General features: G+C 66.9%; 20 protein-coding genes. 18 read left to right on the forward strand and 2 right to left on the reverse strand.

Annotation, left to right across the window (positions count from 1 at the left end; all coding sequences use genetic code 11):
• Positions 1-181 precede the first annotated feature (181 nt).
• The 14 genes from ACFVTD_RS08090 to ACFVTD_RS08155 all read left to right on the forward strand — a co-directional run bounded on the left by ACFVTD_RS08090 (position 182) and on the right by ACFVTD_RS08155 (position 7,688).
• Positions 182-913 (forward strand): GAF and ANTAR domain-containing protein, encoded by a 732-nt coding sequence (locus tag ACFVTD_RS08090; RefSeq protein ID WP_387560664.1) that lies wholly within the window; start codon positions 182-184, stop codon positions 911-913.
• Complete coding sequence (locus ACFVTD_RS08095; RefSeq protein WP_387560667.1) at positions 910-1,161, forward strand: hypothetical protein; 252 nt, start codon at positions 910-912, stop codon at positions 1,159-1,161. Before ACFVTD_RS08090 ends, ACFVTD_RS08095 begins: the two co-directional genes overlap by 4 nt.
• Entirely contained in the window at positions 1,158-1,925 is a 768-nt protein-coding gene (locus ACFVTD_RS08100) for an ANTAR domain-containing protein (protein WP_387560670.1), read from the forward strand. Before ACFVTD_RS08095 ends, ACFVTD_RS08100 begins: the two co-directional genes overlap by 4 nt.
• Before the next feature lie 225 nt (positions 1,926-2,150).
• Positions 2,151-2,345, forward strand: a complete 195-nt coding sequence (locus tag ACFVTD_RS08105) for a hypothetical protein (RefSeq protein ID WP_387560673.1) — start codon at positions 2,151-2,153, stop codon at positions 2,343-2,345.
• A 194-nt stretch (positions 2,346-2,539) separates the two neighbouring features.
• Complete coding sequence (locus ACFVTD_RS08110; RefSeq protein WP_387560676.1) at positions 2,540-3,019, forward strand: Asp23/Gls24 family envelope stress response protein; 480 nt, start codon at positions 2,540-2,542, stop codon at positions 3,017-3,019.
• A complete protein-coding gene (locus ACFVTD_RS08115; protein ID WP_387560679.1) occupies positions 3,016-3,207 on the forward strand; it encodes a DUF2273 domain-containing protein in 192 nt (63 codons plus the stop codon). The genes ACFVTD_RS08110 and ACFVTD_RS08115 overlap by 4 nt, the downstream gene beginning before the upstream one ends.
• On the forward strand, positions 3,204-3,575 hold the full coding sequence (locus tag ACFVTD_RS08120; protein ID WP_387560682.1) for a hypothetical protein: 372 nt from the start codon (positions 3,204-3,206) through the stop codon (positions 3,573-3,575). Before ACFVTD_RS08115 ends, ACFVTD_RS08120 begins: the two co-directional genes overlap by 4 nt.
• Positions 3,572-4,153, forward strand: coding sequence for a hypothetical protein (locus ACFVTD_RS08125; RefSeq protein ID WP_387560685.1), 582 nt, complete (start codon positions 3,572-3,574; stop codon positions 4,151-4,153). Before ACFVTD_RS08120 ends, ACFVTD_RS08125 begins: the two co-directional genes overlap by 4 nt.
• On the forward strand, positions 4,150-4,767 hold the full coding sequence (locus tag ACFVTD_RS08130) for a hypothetical protein (protein ID WP_387560688.1): 618 nt from the start codon (positions 4,150-4,152) through the stop codon (positions 4,765-4,767). Before ACFVTD_RS08125 ends, ACFVTD_RS08130 begins: the two co-directional genes overlap by 4 nt.
• 27 nt (positions 4,768-4,794) lie before the next feature.
• Positions 4,795-5,025 carry a CsbD family protein gene (locus ACFVTD_RS08135; protein ID WP_387560691.1) on the forward strand — a complete coding sequence of 77 codons (231 nt, stop codon included), beginning with the start codon at positions 4,795-4,797 and terminating at the stop codon, positions 5,023-5,025.
• A 114-nt stretch (positions 5,026-5,139) separates the two neighbouring features.
• Positions 5,140-5,706: an RNA polymerase sigma factor gene (locus tag ACFVTD_RS08140; RefSeq protein WP_387561701.1), complete on the forward strand. Its 567-nt coding sequence runs from the start codon at positions 5,140-5,142 to the stop codon at positions 5,704-5,706.
• Positions 5,703-6,284, forward strand: coding sequence for an Asp23/Gls24 family envelope stress response protein (locus ACFVTD_RS08145; RefSeq protein ID WP_387560694.1), 582 nt, complete (start codon positions 5,703-5,705; stop codon positions 6,282-6,284). The genes ACFVTD_RS08140 and ACFVTD_RS08145 overlap by 4 nt, the downstream gene beginning before the upstream one ends.
• The gene (locus ACFVTD_RS08150; protein WP_387560696.1) at positions 6,281-6,592 is read left to right on the forward strand and encodes a hypothetical protein; all 312 of its coding nucleotides are present in this window, start codon (positions 6,281-6,283) and stop codon (positions 6,590-6,592) included. Before ACFVTD_RS08145 ends, ACFVTD_RS08150 begins: the two co-directional genes overlap by 4 nt.
• A gap of 58 nt (positions 6,593-6,650) precedes the next feature.
• Positions 6,651-7,688 carry a nitronate monooxygenase gene (locus ACFVTD_RS08155; protein ID WP_387560699.1) on the forward strand — a complete coding sequence of 346 codons (1,038 nt, stop codon included), beginning with the start codon at positions 6,651-6,653 and terminating at the stop codon, positions 7,686-7,688.
• Between the two features lie 15 nt (positions 7,689-7,703).
• Here ACFVTD_RS08155 and ACFVTD_RS08160 read toward each other — a convergent pair whose 3' ends face one another.
• Both ACFVTD_RS08160 and ACFVTD_RS08165 read right to left on the reverse strand, forming a co-directional pair.
• Positions 7,704-8,744 carry an NAD(P)-dependent alcohol dehydrogenase gene (locus tag ACFVTD_RS08160; RefSeq protein ID WP_387560702.1) on the reverse strand — a complete coding sequence of 347 codons (1,041 nt, stop codon included), beginning with the start codon at positions 8,742-8,744 and terminating at the stop codon, positions 7,704-7,706.
• Positions 8,745-8,889: 145 nt separating this feature from the next.
• Positions 8,890-9,906, reverse strand: a complete 1,017-nt coding sequence (locus ACFVTD_RS08165) for a zinc-dependent alcohol dehydrogenase family protein (RefSeq protein ID WP_387560705.1) — start codon at positions 9,904-9,906, stop codon at positions 8,890-8,892.
• Between the two features lie 140 nt (positions 9,907-10,046).
• On the opposite strand from ACFVTD_RS08165, the gene ACFVTD_RS08170 reads away from it, so the two are divergent.
• From ACFVTD_RS08170 to ACFVTD_RS08185, 4 genes are all read left to right on the forward strand, one after another.
• Positions 10,047-10,940 (forward strand): helix-turn-helix transcriptional regulator, encoded by an 894-nt coding sequence (locus tag ACFVTD_RS08170; protein WP_387560708.1) that lies wholly within the window; start codon positions 10,047-10,049, stop codon positions 10,938-10,940.
• A 114-nt stretch (positions 10,941-11,054) separates the two neighbouring features.
• On the forward strand, positions 11,055-11,777 hold the full coding sequence (locus ACFVTD_RS08175; RefSeq protein ID WP_387560711.1) for a GntR family transcriptional regulator: 723 nt from the start codon (positions 11,055-11,057) through the stop codon (positions 11,775-11,777).
• 112 nt (positions 11,778-11,889) lie between these two features.
• Complete coding sequence (locus ACFVTD_RS08180; RefSeq protein WP_387560713.1) at positions 11,890-13,308, forward strand: cation:dicarboxylate symporter family transporter; 1,419 nt, start codon at positions 11,890-11,892, stop codon at positions 13,306-13,308.
• Positions 13,309-13,320: 12 nt separating this feature from the next.
• Positions 13,321-14,673: an adenylosuccinate lyase family protein gene (locus ACFVTD_RS08185; RefSeq protein ID WP_387560716.1), complete on the forward strand. Its 1,353-nt coding sequence runs from the start codon at positions 13,321-13,323 to the stop codon at positions 14,671-14,673.
• Positions 14,674-14,798 lie beyond the last annotated feature (125 nt).

The raw sequence follows: 14,798 nt of genomic DNA on the forward strand, positions 1-14,798 counted from the left end.
CCGGGCGGGGAGGCCAAAAAGGGAGCTATACCAGATCGATCCCCAAGGGCGTAGTGTCGAAGGTAGGAGATTTCGGGATGGCGACACGATCCGGAGGTTGAATAAACAGGCCCACCGCGCCAAGAGCGGCGGCCGCCAGCCAGGACAGGCAACTTCTGGCGCAACTATGGATCGAGGCCAGATGGCCGGAAACAATGCACTGACCGCCGCCGACGAGTACCAGGACCTGCTGCTGGAAAGCCCCGGCTTCCCCGAGTTCCTCCTCGGGCTGGCAACCATCTCCGCTTCGCGGCTTCGTACTGACGGCAGCACCCTGGAGTGCTCCATAACCGTTGAGCGCGATGGCGCACCTTCCACGGTTGCGTGCAGCAGCGAGGAGGGACACAGGCTGGACGAGACCCAGTACGCCCTGGACGCCGGCCCTTGCCTCACGGCGCTTCGGGGTCAGCGGACCGTACTGGTCAATGACTTCCCCGGCGACGAGCGCTGGGGCCAGTACCTGGAAGTCATCGCCAGGGACGATGTGCACTCGGTGCTGGCCGTCCCTATCGCCACGGCCGCCGCCTCCAAGGCAGCCTTGAATTGCTACGCGCACACCATGCACGCCTTCGACCCGGGCACGGTGGCCCGGATCGAGGATCACGCGGGCTCCATGTCCCGCATCCTTCGCCTGGCCCTGAGGCTGCACGCACCCGAGGTGTTCCCGGACGGCCTGCGTGCCGCGCTTCAATCCCGGGCCCTGGTGGACGCCGCAGTCTCCCTGGTCATGCTCCAGACCCGCGGCGGCCGGGACGACGCCCTTGACCTCCTGCATGTGGCTGCCACATCGAGCAACCGCAGGATCCAAGAGATCGCACGTGAAATCGTGGACGGCGGGCAATTGTCCGCCCCGCCGCTTGGACGGCAGGGATGAACGCCGACTGGACCGGGGGCCCCGACAAACTGCTGGAGGCCGATGAGCAGCGGAAGGATGTGGCCCGGCGGTTCCGCAACACCCAGGTCCCGCTGATGAAACTTTGGACGTACTACTACGGCCTCGGTGGCGACGCCGACGAGATGTCGTTTGACGCCTACCTCAACGAAGCGCTCCATCTTCCGGCGGCCCAGGTGGGCCTGATTGCCACGGCCATGAGGGAATTGTCCGAGGGTGGGGACCAATGACCGCCGGCGAAGGGCGGCCGTTCCAGGACCCCGATGGGCAACCCCTGGGAGATGCGGAACTGTCGCTGCAGCAACTGGTGCTGGAAAGCCCGGACATCAAGGGCTTCCTCACCGAACTGGCTCTCCTGGCCAGTGCACGGCTGTCCGCCCCGGGCAACTCCATCCACAGCGGCGTCACTGTGCTGCGGCACAAGAGGCCCGAGGCCGTGGCGGCCAGCGATGCTGCGGCAAAGGCGCTGGACGAGCTGCAGAACGGATTTGGCGATGGCCCCTGCCTTACGGCATTGCGCCAGGGAACCACCCTCCTGGTGCCGGACCTTGCCGCCGAAAACCGCTGGGGACCCTACATCCGGACCGCCGCCCGGCACGGCGTCTCCTCCATCCTCGCCGTCCCCCTGGATCTTGCAGGCGACGCGGAAGCGGTTTTGAATCTCTACTCGGGCCGGAGCAACGGGTTCTCCGGCGAGGACATCGCCACCGTTGAATCGTTCGCAGCCCAGGCCGCCAGTTCGCTGCGGCTGATCCTGCGGATATCCCAGCTGAGCGAGGCCAGGCATGACCTGGCCGCAGCCATGCAGTCACGCACCGTGATCGACATGGCCGTGGGGGCGATCATGGCCCAGAACCGGTGCGACCGGGATACGGCTTTCAGCATCCTGACCCGCGCGTCAAACACCCGGAACATCAAGCTCCGGGAAGTGGCAAGAACCGTCATCACCTCGATTTCGGGCGAGCAGAAGATCACTGCCTACTTCGACGAGTAGCTGTGCTGCGGATCACACGTGATGAGATTCACTCGCAATAAATGCACGATTTGGTTGAGCCGGCCGATCCGGCACAGGCACTATGGTTAGGCAGGGCCGGACCATCCGCCCTTGACATCCTGGTGACGCAACGAGGCCCACCGGTGAGCGCAGGCCACCGACCCTCCGAGCGCGGACAGGCCACCGCCGGCAGACAACCGGCTTGAGACAGGAAAGTACTGAACAATGACGTTTAACGCTGCCGAATCCGTGACCCTGAAGATCTGGGACCGCGCATCACTGCACGAAACCCTCGATTCCGCGGTTTCCGAGCTCTCTTCACGCCACAACACCACCACCTGCCGCATTGCTGTCCACTGCAGCGGCCCAAACACCTTCACACTGAGCGTGCGCGGGGACGAGCCGGCACTGGCCCTGTAAGCAGCCCCAGCGAAGGACGCGGACGACGACGGGATCCACCCGGCGTCGTCCGCGTCCTTTTTGCTGCCCGGAAACAAAAGTGACGACGATCACACAAGTTTCTGCGTGACGATTCCCTCCCTGCCTGCGTCCTTACCTGTGAGGGCGCACGAGGCGCCCCGGAACCCTGTTCCCGAACGAGAAGGAGCGACGCCATGACCACGCAGACGCAAACCCCCGCACCGGTCCAGCAGAAGAAGAGCCCTGCCGCCCCCGCCCATGAACTTTCCTCCTCCAACGGCCAGGACGGCCGTGGCCGTACCACCGTGGCGGACGGCGTGGTTGCCAAAATCGCCGGTATCGCCATCCAGGAAATTGAGGGCGTCCACGCCCTGGGCGGCGGCGCAGCCCGTGCCTTCGGAAACCTCCGCGAGAAAGTGGGCCAGAAGGACCTGACGCAGGGCGTCCAGGTAGAGGTCGGCCAGACCCAGGTCGCAGTGGACGTCACCCTCGTCGTGGAGTATCCGCATCCCCTCCAGCAGGTGGCCGACAATGCCCGCGACGCGGTCTACTCCGCCGTGGAGGACCTGGTGGGCATGGAGGTCACCGAAGTCAACATCACCATCACGGACATCCACGTTCCGTCCGATGGTGAGGACACGGACGACGCCGGCCGCGAACCGAGGGTTGCATGACCCCGGTGGTTACCGGCACGGCCGCCGGGGCCGTCCTGGCGCTGGCCGCCCTGGCCTTCGGCTTCTGGGGCTTCCTGCTCACGGCGCTCTTCATGGGAACAGGAGCCGTATTGGGCAGGGCCGCTGAAGGCCGGCTGGACCTTGCCGCGGTCCTGGACGCGCTGCGCGGCCGGCGCTCGTCGTCGTGACCATCCAGGCGAACCCACGCCCGGGCCACACCCGGATCGCACCGCCGGCCCTGCGCCACGCCCTGGAGGCAGTGGCGGCCGGCGCGTTCGGGATAGGGCGGGACGACGTGCACGCCACCCTGCAGGACGACGCCGGGAAGCTGGGAGTGGACCTCCTGGTCCGGCTCCCGCCGCCTCCGCTCCTGGTGCCGGGCGCCCGGGGGCAGCAGTCGGTGTTCGAACGGGCAAGCACCGCCCGGCTGAAGATTTCCTCGCTGGGCCAGAGGATCACCGGACTGCAGTGCGGCCGCATCAACATCCGCCTTGGAGCAGGAGGCCGGGCCGCCCGGGAAAACCGGGTGGACCCCGGACGGAACAGGAAACCGTGAACCGGGCGCGCAACATTAACAGGATCATCCGCAGGGAAACCCATTCGACGCGTACGGGCCTGTCCGTCCTCACCGCAGTCCTGCTGCTGGCGGCCTGCCTGTGGCTGGGCACCGAAAGCGTCCTCCCCCTGCTGGGCCAGCCCGCCCTGCTCGCATCCCCGGGACGGATCGCGGCGCTCGCGGCGGGGCTTCCGCAGGCAGTCCTGCCGGCGGCCCTGGCGGCGGCCGGAACTGTCCTTGCCCTGGCCGGTGCCGGACTGCTGCTCGCCGCAGCAACGGGCGGCCGCCGGGGCCGGAGGGCCATGTCCAGCAACCGTGCCGCCCTGGTCGTGGACGACGAAGCAATCGCAGCCGCCGTTTCGCGCCAGGTGCGGCTGGCCGCCAACCTCGCCCCGGAGCAGGTGGCCACCACCATCACCCGGCGCCGCGCGCTGGTCACGGTCCGGCAGACGTCGGGCATCACCCTGGACCCGGCCGCCCTCACCGCGGCCGCGGCTGAAGAAGTGGCGGCCCTGGGACTTCGCAAAACCCTCCCCGTGCAGGTGCGGGTCACCGCGGAAGGAGCAGTGGGACGATGAACAGCACCAACAGGGTCATGAACAGAGCCCTCCTGGCGGTCAGCGGGCTTGTGCTGCTGGCTGCCGGGGCGCTGGCAGCGGGTGCCGGGCTGATGCCCGGCATCCGGGACCGGTGGGGCGCCACCGGCGCCGGCCTGCTGGCCACCTGGCATGCACTGCTTCCCACCGCACCGGCACCGGAGCCCCTGGGCAGTTGGTGGGCGCTCGCCGTCCCCGCCCTGGCGCTCATCGGCGCCGCGGCCTGCGTCTTCTGGCTGACGCGGCAGGGCGGGGGCCGGACCGGGACCGCGGCCCTGGCACAGGACGCCGAACTCGGTGACACGTCAGTGGACATCTCGTACCTGGCCGCCGCAGTGGAAGACGCACTGGAGGGCAACCGGGCCGTCGTCGGAACCTCTCTCACCGCCTGGCGCGCCCGGACCAACCGGGACGGCGGCACTGCCCTCCGGCTCACGCTGCAGGCCCGCAAGGGTGCCTCGCCCCGCCCGGTGGCGGACATCGCAGAAGACCTGGTGGAAGCAATGGACGGACTGCTGGGTCATCAACCCACCGTCCTGGTCCGAATAGGAAGTGGAACCAGGACAAAGCTGGCCGGCGCACACCGCGCGGGCTGAGCAGGAAAAACACGGAAAGGAACCACCATGGGACTCGACGACAAGCTGAACAACGCGGCAACCAACCACCTGGGCGCCGCGAAGGAAGGCGTCGGAAAACTGACCGGCAACGAGGAACTGGAGCGCGAGGGCCAGCGGGACCAGGCCCAGGCGAAGCTGCAGGAAGCCGGCGGGAAGGTCAAGGATGCCGCCAAAGGCATCGGCACCAACTTTAGGGATGCCGCGACCAAGGTCAAAGAAGGTTTCAACAAGGACTAGCCAATCCCAGCGGCAGGCCCGCGGCACCGCCACAGCGGTCCACGGACGTGCCTGCCGCGCGTCCGGCGTTCGCGCCGCTAGTGAAAGCAGGATCCGGTGACAGGTTCACCCTTGATGCGGGACCAGTTGGACCTGGTCCCCGATGCCATCCTGGCAGGGAGGGCTGCCGACGGCGACACGGCAGCTTTCGAGTCGCTGGCCCGCCGCTACGGCCCCCACATGCGGGCGGCCGCCCGGCGGCTGACGGGTTCGTACGCGGACGCCGATGATGTGGTGCAGGAGGTGCTGGTCCAGGCATGGCAGCACCTGGACACGCTGCGCGAACCCGCTGCGGTGAAGGGCTGGCTGCTGCGGCTCACCGGCAGCCGAAGCATCGACCTGCTGCGCCGGCGCCGGAACCACGCCAGCCTGCCCGGGACCGACGGCGAGGCCCCGCCGGACACCGTCTCCCCCGGGGCCGGGCCGGAAACGTCCGCCGTTGCCGGCGCCGGTATCGCCTCCCTGAAGGCGGCCCTGTCCGCGTTGCCTGAAGAGCAGCGGCGCTGCTGGATCCTGAAGGAATTCAACGGCCAGAGCTACGACGAGATTGCCCGGACCCTGAACATCAGCCCTGCCAGTGTCCGGGGGCGGCTTGCCCGGGCCCGGATTACACTGGTCCGCGAAATGGAAGATTGGCGATGAGCATGCCCAACGACACGTTCGAGTGCGGCCACACGCTCGAGGAACTGAGCCTCTACCTGGACACGGGCGAATTCGCCGATCCGGCCCACCTGGAATCCTGCCCCGAGTGCCGGAACGGCCTCGACTCCCTCCGGCGGCTTTCCGCGGCCGGCGGCGAACTTTTCGCCAGCGACCTGGCGGCAGCCGGCAGCGGCACCGACGACTGGATGAAGGCCATCCTGGCCAACCTGGCACTGGAGCTCCGGCCGGGACGGAGTATCCCGCTGCGCTCCGAGGACCCTGCCGACACCCTGTCCGAGACCGAAGGGGCGGTCCTTGCCCTGGTGCGTTCCGTCGCGGACCGTCTGCCGGGTGCCGTGGCCGGCAAGGTCCGACTGGACGGCGACGTCACTGTCCCTGGCGCCCCCGTGGCGGTCCGGCTGGACCTGGCTGTCCTGTTCGGCCACCCGCTCATGCCGAGTGCGGCGTCCCTCCGCCAGGACCTGGCCGCGGCGCTGGCCCGCCATACCGAACTGAACATCTCGGCAATCGACATCACCATCACCGACGTCATCGAAACACCCCGGGAGGAAGCGTGAGCACGGCCCTGCAGGAAGCCATCATGGCGGTCGACGGCGTCGCGGAGGTCTTTCCCGCGCGGAACCTTTGGCAGCGGCTTCCGGGCCGGGCGGCCTCCCTGCTGCACCAGCACTCCGCAGATGCGGCACCGCTCGTCGAGGTCCGGGAGGAGGCGGGCCGCACCGAGGTCACGGTCCGGATCGGCGTCAGCTCCGACGCCCGGACGCCGGAGGTGGTGCGGGCCGTCGCTGCCGCGGTGCGCCGCCACCTGGCTCCCGGCGAGGTGGCCGTCAAGATTACGGTGGTGCGGATAACGCCCCCGTCCTAGCTGCCCCTGCAGACGGGCGTAGCATTCGTCAGGGAAAGCCAAACGACGGGAAGGGCCCATGGCAACGCAGCACAGGCACACCAGGTTCACGTTTGAATCGCTGGAGCTCCCGGTCCTCCAGGCGCCAATGGCCGGCGGACCGTCCACCCCGCAACTGGCAGCAGCGGTGAGCAATGGCGGTGGACTGGGCTTCGTCGCGGCAGGCTACAAGACTGCGGCGGCCATGCGGGCCGAGATCGCGGCAGTGAGGGAACAAACAGGCAAGCCCTTCGGCGTGAACCTGTTCGTGCCCCAGGCATCGGTCGTCAGCCGGGCGACCCTCCAGCAGTACGCCGATTCGCTGGCCCCGGACGCTGAACGCTTCGGGGTGGCCCTGGGCGAGCCGCGGCATGACGACGACGACTGGGACCAGAAGCTCGAGGCCTTGCTGGAGCTGGCGCCGGCCGTCGCATCGTTCACCTTCGACTTCCCGGAAGCCAGCGTGGTGGAAGCCCTCCACCGGCGCGGGGTCTACGTGATCGCCACGGTCACCGAACGCAGCGAAGCACTGCAGGCTCTCGCCGCCGGTGCCGACGCCTTGTGTGTCCAGGGCCCCGAAGCCGGCGGGCACCGGGGCACGTTCAGGGCGGATGCGCCCCCTCCCCTGGTGCCCCTCCACGGGATCCTTGGCGAACTCGCCGACCTTGAGGTTCCCCTGGTGGCAGCGGGCGGCATTGCCACGGCAAACCACACCCGCGCCGCGCTGACCGTCGGTGCCGTGGCAGTCCAGGCGGGAACTGCCTTCCTCCGCGCTGATGAAGCCGGAACCAAGCCCGCGCACCGGGCGGCCTTGTCGGCGTCGGACCGTTTCACCACCACGGCCGTCACCCGGGCCTTCTCCGGCCGCAACGCGCGGGGCCTCTACAACGAGTTCATGCGCCGCCACGACGGCGACGCCCCCTACGGCTACCCGGAAATCCACCACCTCACGACGCCGTTGCGGGCCGCCGCGGCGGCAGCAGGAGAGCCGGACTGGCTGAACCTGTGGGCGGGCATCAACTACCGGAACACGGTGGAAGGCTCCGCAGAATCAATCCTGCGGAGCCTTCAGCCTTAGGGGAACGCCCGTGCCTTAGAGGGTGGCGGTGTCGATCACGAAGCGGTACCGGACATCCGATGCCAGCACGCGCTCGTAGGCGTCGTTGATCTTCTCCGCCGGGATGACCTCGACCTCGGCGCCCAGCCCGTGCTCGGCGCAGAAGTTGAGCATCTCCTGGGTCTCGCGGATGCCGCCGATCATCGATCCGGCGAAGGAACGGCGTCCGCCGATCAGCGCGAAGGCGTTGACGGGAAGCGGTTCCGCGGGGGCGCCGACGTTGACCAGGGCGCCGTCGAGCTTCAGCAGGCCCAGGTAGGAGCTGATGTCGATCGAGGCGCTGACGGTGTTGATGATCAGGTCGAAGGAGCCGGCGAGCTCGGAGAAGGTGTTCTCGTCGCTGGTGGCGTAGTAGTGGTCGGCTCCGAGCTTCAGGCCGTCCTCCTGCTTCTTCAGCGACTGGGACAGCACGGTTACTTCGGCGCCCATGGCGTGGGCCAGCTTGACGGCCATGTGGCCCAGGCCGCCGAGTCCGACCACTGCGACGTTCTTGCCGGGCCCTGCACCCCAGTGCCGCAGCGGCGAGTAGGTGGTGATGCCGGCGCACAGCAGCGGTGCGGCGACGTCCAGGTCGATGCCCTCGGGGATGGTCACCACGAAGTCTTCGGTGACCACAACGTGGGTGGAGTAGCCACCCTGCGTGATGGTGCCATCGCGGTCAACGGCGCCGTAGGTGCCAACGTTGCCCTTGAGGCAGTACTGCTCCTCGCCCTTCTGGCAGTTGGCGCACTCCTTGCAGGAGTTGACCATGCAGCCCACGCCAACGCGGTCGCCCACTCCGTGCTTGGTGACGGCGGAGCCTACCTCGGTGACGATGCCGGCGATCTCGTGGCCGGGAACCAGCGGGTACTGCTGCGGGCCCCAGTCACCGCGGACAGTGTGGATGTCCGAGTGGCAGATGCCGGCGAACTTGATGTCGATCAGGACGTCGTGGGGACCCACTTCGCGGCGCTCGATGGTGGTTGCCACCAGGTCCTCCGTGGCGGACGGGGATGCATAAGCCTTGACGGTAGTCATGGTTCTCCTGTGATCTGTTGGGGGGATATTCACGATGCTACCGGGGTTGTTCGGAGCAAACCCCGGAAAAAGACGGGCCAGCGTGGCCCTGCTGTAACTGGTCTTGGGAGTCCTACCCTCGGCGATGTTCCTGAAAGGAACCTGGTCAGGGACGGAGGAGCACCTTGATGGCGCGGCGTTCGTCCATCGCCTTGTACGCGTCTGCGGCCTGCTCCAGCGGCAGTTCGAGGTCGAACACTTTTCCGGGGTTGATCTCGCCGCGGAGGATCAGGTCGATCAGTTCCGGCAGGTACTGCCGGACCGGGGCGGGGCCGCCGTGCAGGTGGACGTGCGAGGAGAACAGGTCGCGGCCGGGCAGGGACACGTCATGGGAGACGCCCACGAATCCCACATGGCCGCCGGCGCGTGTGGCGTGGATGGCCTGCAGCATCGATTCCTGCGTACCCACGGCTTCCAGGACGGAATGTGCGCCAAGGCCGCCGGTGAGTTCCTTGATCTTCTTCACCCCCGCGTCACCGCGCTCGGCCACGATGTCGGTGGCACCGAACTCGCGCGCCAGCGCCTGCCTGGTCTCGTGGCGCGACATGGCGATGATCCGTTCGGCACCCATCTGCTTGGCTGCGAGGACCCCCAGAAGGCCGACGGCGCCGTCGCCCACTACTGCCACTGTCTTGCCGGGGCCAACCTGGGCCGCCTTCGCGGCAAACCATCCTGTGCCGAGGACATCGGAGGCGGCCAGCAGCGAGGGAACCTTGTCGGCGTCGGGCATCCCCGGCGTCGCCACCAACGTGCCGTCCGCCAGCGGGACGCGGAGGTACTCCGTCTGGGAACCGCTGACGCCCTGGCGGTGGACGCACCCGCTCTGGTAGCCGGAGCGGCAGATCTCGCAGGTGTTGTCCGATGCGATGAAGGACCCCACGACGAACTGGCCGGGCGTCACGTTCTTCACGTCGGCCCCGACTTCCTCGACGATCCCCACGTACTCGTGGCCCATGGGAACGGGCCGGGAGATCCTGTCGGCGCCGCGGTAGGGCCACAGATCGGACCCGCATACACAGGCGGCAGCGAGCTTGATCACTGCATCCGTGGGCTTCTGGATGGTGGGCTTGTCACGGTCCTCGACGCGGACGTCTCCGGGCGCGTGCATGATGGTTGCGCGCATGCTGGGTCCTCCAAAAGGTGAAACGACTGAACGGGACATCTCCATCAAACCCGGCCCCGACATCCATGGCGAGGGTCCTGCCGTAACTGGTTCTGGCAGTACCTCCTTAGCGTCCCGCCATTCGTCGTAACGTGTTCCCTATGGATAACCGAGCCGAGGTCCGGCAGTTCCTCTCCTCACGCCGTGGACGGATCACCCCGGAGCAGGCAGGGATTGAACCCTACGGCGGCCGCCGGCGCGTGCCGGGGCTGCGCCGCGAGGAAGTGGCACGGCTGGCAGGCGTCAGCGTGGACTACTACACGCGGCTGGAACGGGGAAACCTGCACGGTGTTTCGGACAGCGTCCTGGATGCCATCGCCGGCGCCCTGGAACTGGACCGCGCCGAGCATGACCACCTCTACGACCTGGCCCGGGCGGCCAATACCTCGGGCCGCAAGCGTGCCGCGGGCGCCGCGGGTGCCGCGCCGTCGAAGGTCCGGCCGGAGCTGCAGTACCTGCTGGACGCGATCACGGAAGCGCCGGCTTTCATCGGTAACAACCGCCTGGACATCGTGGCCGCCAATACCCTGGGCTACGCGCTGTATTCGGACATGTACCGCAATCCGTCACGGCCGGCCAACCACTCGCGGTTCATCTTCCTCGACCCGCGGGCCCACAACTTCTACACGGACTGGGAGCGCGCCGCCCATACCAATGTAGCCATCCTCCGCCGGGAAGCCGGCCGCAATCCACACGACAAGGGCATTGCCGAACTCATCGGCGAACTCTCCATGCGCAGCGACGTTTTCCGCACGCTCTGGGCGGCCCACAACGTCCGCCGGCACTACGCGGGCACCAAGTTCTTCCAGCATCCCGTGGTGGGGCTGCTGGAGCTGAACTACCAGGTGCTGGGGCTCGAAGAAGACCCGGGACACACCCTCACGGTCTACCCCGCCACGCCCGGCAGCCCCTCGGCTGAAGCCCTCAAGCTGCTGGCCTCGTGGGCTGTCACCGAAAACATCGTAGAAACGGCGCGGAGCGAAATTTCCGCCTGAACAGGACCTTGCCGTCTGGTCTGCCGCCTCCGTCCAGCGCTGCGGGCCTGCCGCCTGAAAAATCTGTCTAGACTTGACTGAGAATTACCGGTGATAGCGGGAGGAAGCCCAGCGGTGACTGCCAGATACCTAGCCATCGCAGAGGATCTGTCATCCAAGATCATGGATGGGCACTGGAAGCTCGGAGCGTTCCTGCCATCGGAACCTGAGCTGGCTGCCGCCTACAGCGTGTCGAGGGAAACGCTGCGCGGGGCGCTGCGGCAACTCGAAGAGGTCGGCCTGATTTCCCGGCGCAAGGGCCAGGGCACCAGGGTTGTCCGGCTCAAGCCCGCGCACGAATTCCACACCAGGCTCTCTTCCATTGAGGAACTGGCCCAGTACGGCCGCTCGGCAGTCCGCAGGATCATCTCCATCGATCGGATTGCGGTGGGTGACGGACTTGCCGATGATCTCGGGGTGCCTGCCGGCACCACCCGGACATGCATCACCTCCACCCGGCAGGACCCGGATGACGGGGGACAACCCCTGTCCTGGGCACAGGTGTATCTCACCCCTGAGGACGCAGACCTCGTCCAGGACGAGGTTCGGGACAGTGACCGGTTGGTGGCGGACCTGGTGGCGGAGCGCACGGGCCGGCAGGTGAACCGGGTGCTGCAGCGCATCAAGGCAACCGCATTGAGTGACGAGGCGGCGCAGGCGTTGGGTGAGCTTCCGGGCTCCATTGCCCTGCAGCTTACGCGCCGCTACCTGGACTCGAAGGGCCACGTGCTGGCCGTCGCCGTCAGCACCCATCCGGGGGCCCGTTTCGCCTACGAATCCGTCCTCGAACGCAGCTGACGCCCCGCCCACGCGGCGCCGGACACGATTTCGACGGTGGACCTTGACAGACCCCCATGACATGGCCCACATTTGTCTAGACAGAAAATGTGTCTAGACAAGTGAGGCGTCAATGAAGTCGCAAGAACAGCTACTGGAAGCGGCCGCTCCACGGCCGGGCAAACCTTGGTACCGAGGCCTTGGGGCGCAGGTCATGATCGCCATGGTCCTGGGAATCGTGGTGGGCTTTGCCTTCCCCACTTTCTCGGCCCAGCTGAAAATTGTCGGGGACCTGTTCCTGGCCCTGATCAAGACAGGCATCGCTCCCCTGGTCTTCCTGACCGTCGTGCTGGGCATTCTCTCGGCCGGAAACCTCAAGCAGGCAAGCCGGATCGGATTTTCGGCCCTCATCTACTTCGAAGTCGTGTCCACCATCGCCTTGGGCCTTGGCCTCCTGGCAGCGAACCTCCTGCAGGTGGGCGAGGGCGCTGGAGCCCTCACCGCAAACGCCGGCAGGCCCCCGGCAACCGACGGCGACCACTCCTTCGCAGGGTTCCTCAAGGGCATCTTTCCGGATAATTTCTTTGGGGCCTTCACGTCCGGCCAGCTGCTCCAGGTGGTGATCCTCGCCGTCATCTTCGGCGCCGGCCTCCTCACCCTCAAGCCCGCCGTGCTCGGCAAGATCCAAGGCGGACTGGACACTGTCTCGGAAGCGTTCTTCGGCTTCATCAACGTCATCATGAAGCTCGCTCCAATCGGTGCCTTCGGTGCCATTGCCTACTCCGTCGGCACCAACGGCAGCGCCATGCTGCTGGCGCTTGCCCAGCTGGTGCTCGAATACTGGGCCGTCGTCGCGGTGTTCATCACCGTTGTCCTCGGCCTGGTGTGCCTGGCCGCCGGATTCAACGTCTTCCGGATCCTTCGCTTCGTGAAGGTGGAGATGTCCCTGGTGCTCGGCACCGCCTCTTCCGAGTCGGCGCTGCCCGGCCTGCTGAAGAAACTCACGGCAATGGGCTGCTCCAAGCAAAGCGTCGGGCTGGTAGTCCCCACCGGTTACGCATTCAACCTGGACGGCACCTCGCTTTACATGTCGATCTGCACCATCTTCCTGGCCAACGCCTTCGGTGTGCAAATGGGACTGGGTGAGCAGCTTGGCCTGATGGCGATCATGCTGCTCACTTCCAAGGGCGCAGCAACCGTCTCCGGCGGCACGTACGTCGTCTTCGCCTCCACGGTCGCGGCAACCGGCTACCTGCCAATGGAGGGCGTCGCCATCCTTTTCGGAGTCTACCGGTTCATGTCCATCGCCACTGCCTTCTGCAACACGTTCGGCAACGTGGTGGCCACCATCGTCGTCTCCAAGCTGACTAAGGAAATGGACGTCCCCCGGGTCCGCCGTGCGTTGGCGGACCCTGCCGGCTTCCTTGCAGAAATGGAGCGGCAGGATGCCAAGGAAGCAGTCTCCCCCACTACGGCCGGCACCAGCGCTGACACCCCAGCGCCGGCCGGCGTCGATGATGCCGCCAGCCTATCTACCACTTCCACAAAGTAAGGATCTACCCGCATGAGCACCACCGTTTACGACTCCCTGCTTTTCCGCGACATGTTCGGCACCCCCGGCATGCGCGCAGTCTTCAGCGACGAAGCGTACGTCAGCCGCATCATCGACACCGAAACCGCCCTTGCCAGGGCCGAAGCCAAAGTGGGGCTCATCCCGACGGAGGCTGCCGCCCGCATCACGAAAGCCGCGAATTTTGCGGGCCTGGACCAGGAACGGCTGCGCCGGGAGACTGAGATCGTGGGCTACCCGATCCTGCCCATCGTGGAACAGATCTCCGAACAGTGCGGCGACGACGGCCGGTACATCCACTGGGGCGCAACCACCCAGGACATCATGGACACCGCCACCATGCTTCAGTGCAAGGAAGGCGTCGCCATCCTCAGCGGGCAGCTCGACGGTGTCCGCGCCGCATTGGCCCGCCTGGCCGAGACCCACCTGAACACCCTTGCCGCCGGCCGCACCCACCTGCAGCACGCCCTGCCCGTCACTTTCGGATACCGCTGCGCCGTCTGGCTTTCCTCGCTCGACCGGCAGGCCGACCGGTTGGCCCAGGCTGCCGAGCGGGACCTGATGGTCCAATTTGGCGGCGCGGCCGGTACCCTCGCCTCGCTCGGCGAAGGACCGGAAGGCCTGGAAACACGGGCCGCCCTGGCCGCTGAGCTCGAACTCACCGACCCGGACATAACGTGGCACGTTGCCCGCGACGGCCTGGCAGAACTCGTATCGCTGCTGGCCAACATCGGCGGCTCACTCGGCAAGATCGCCTTGGACGTCATGCTGATGTGCTCCTCCGAATACGGCGAAACCGCCGAGCCATTCGTCATGGGCCGCGGCGCCAGCTCCACCATGCCGCAGAAGCGCAATCCCATCTCCTGCGAACTGATGCTGGCCGCGGCGAAGATGCTCAGGGACAAGTCCGCCACGATGCTTGATGCCATGGTGCAGGACTTCGAACGCGCCACCGGCCCTTGGCACCTCGAATGGGCCACCGTTCCCGAAGCCTTCCTCCTGCTCTCCAGCTCGCTCGCCCAGGCCGAGTTCATGCTCTCCGGCCTTGAAGTCAACGTTGACCGGATGCGTGAAAACACCGCCATCACCGGCGGACTCATCGTTGCCGAGGCCGTCATGATGGCCGTTGCGCCGGTCCTGGGCCGCCAGCAGGCGCACCACGTCATCTACGCCGCGTGCAAGGCCGCCATCGATAACCGAACCACCCTTGAGTCCGAGCTCCTCAAGCACTCCGAACTCGTCCAGCACCTTGGGGCAGACCGTATCGCCCAGCTGTGCGATCCGTCCGGCTATCTGGGCAGCGCCGGCGCCATGACCAAACAGGTGATCTCGTCCAGGACCCGCTGACCTGCCTGCAATCCAGCAAAGACCCGCCGTCCACACACCGTGGACGGCGGGTTTCTTTAACTCCGTTGCGCCCGCCCAGCTACATGAAGCGGCGTTGCGGTCCCTTTAACCCAGGTTGCGCTTCG

Source organism: Pseudarthrobacter sp. NPDC058119 (assembly GCF_042884655.1).
Taxonomy (GTDB): Bacteria; Actinomycetota; Actinomycetes; order Actinomycetales; family Micrococcaceae; genus Arthrobacter.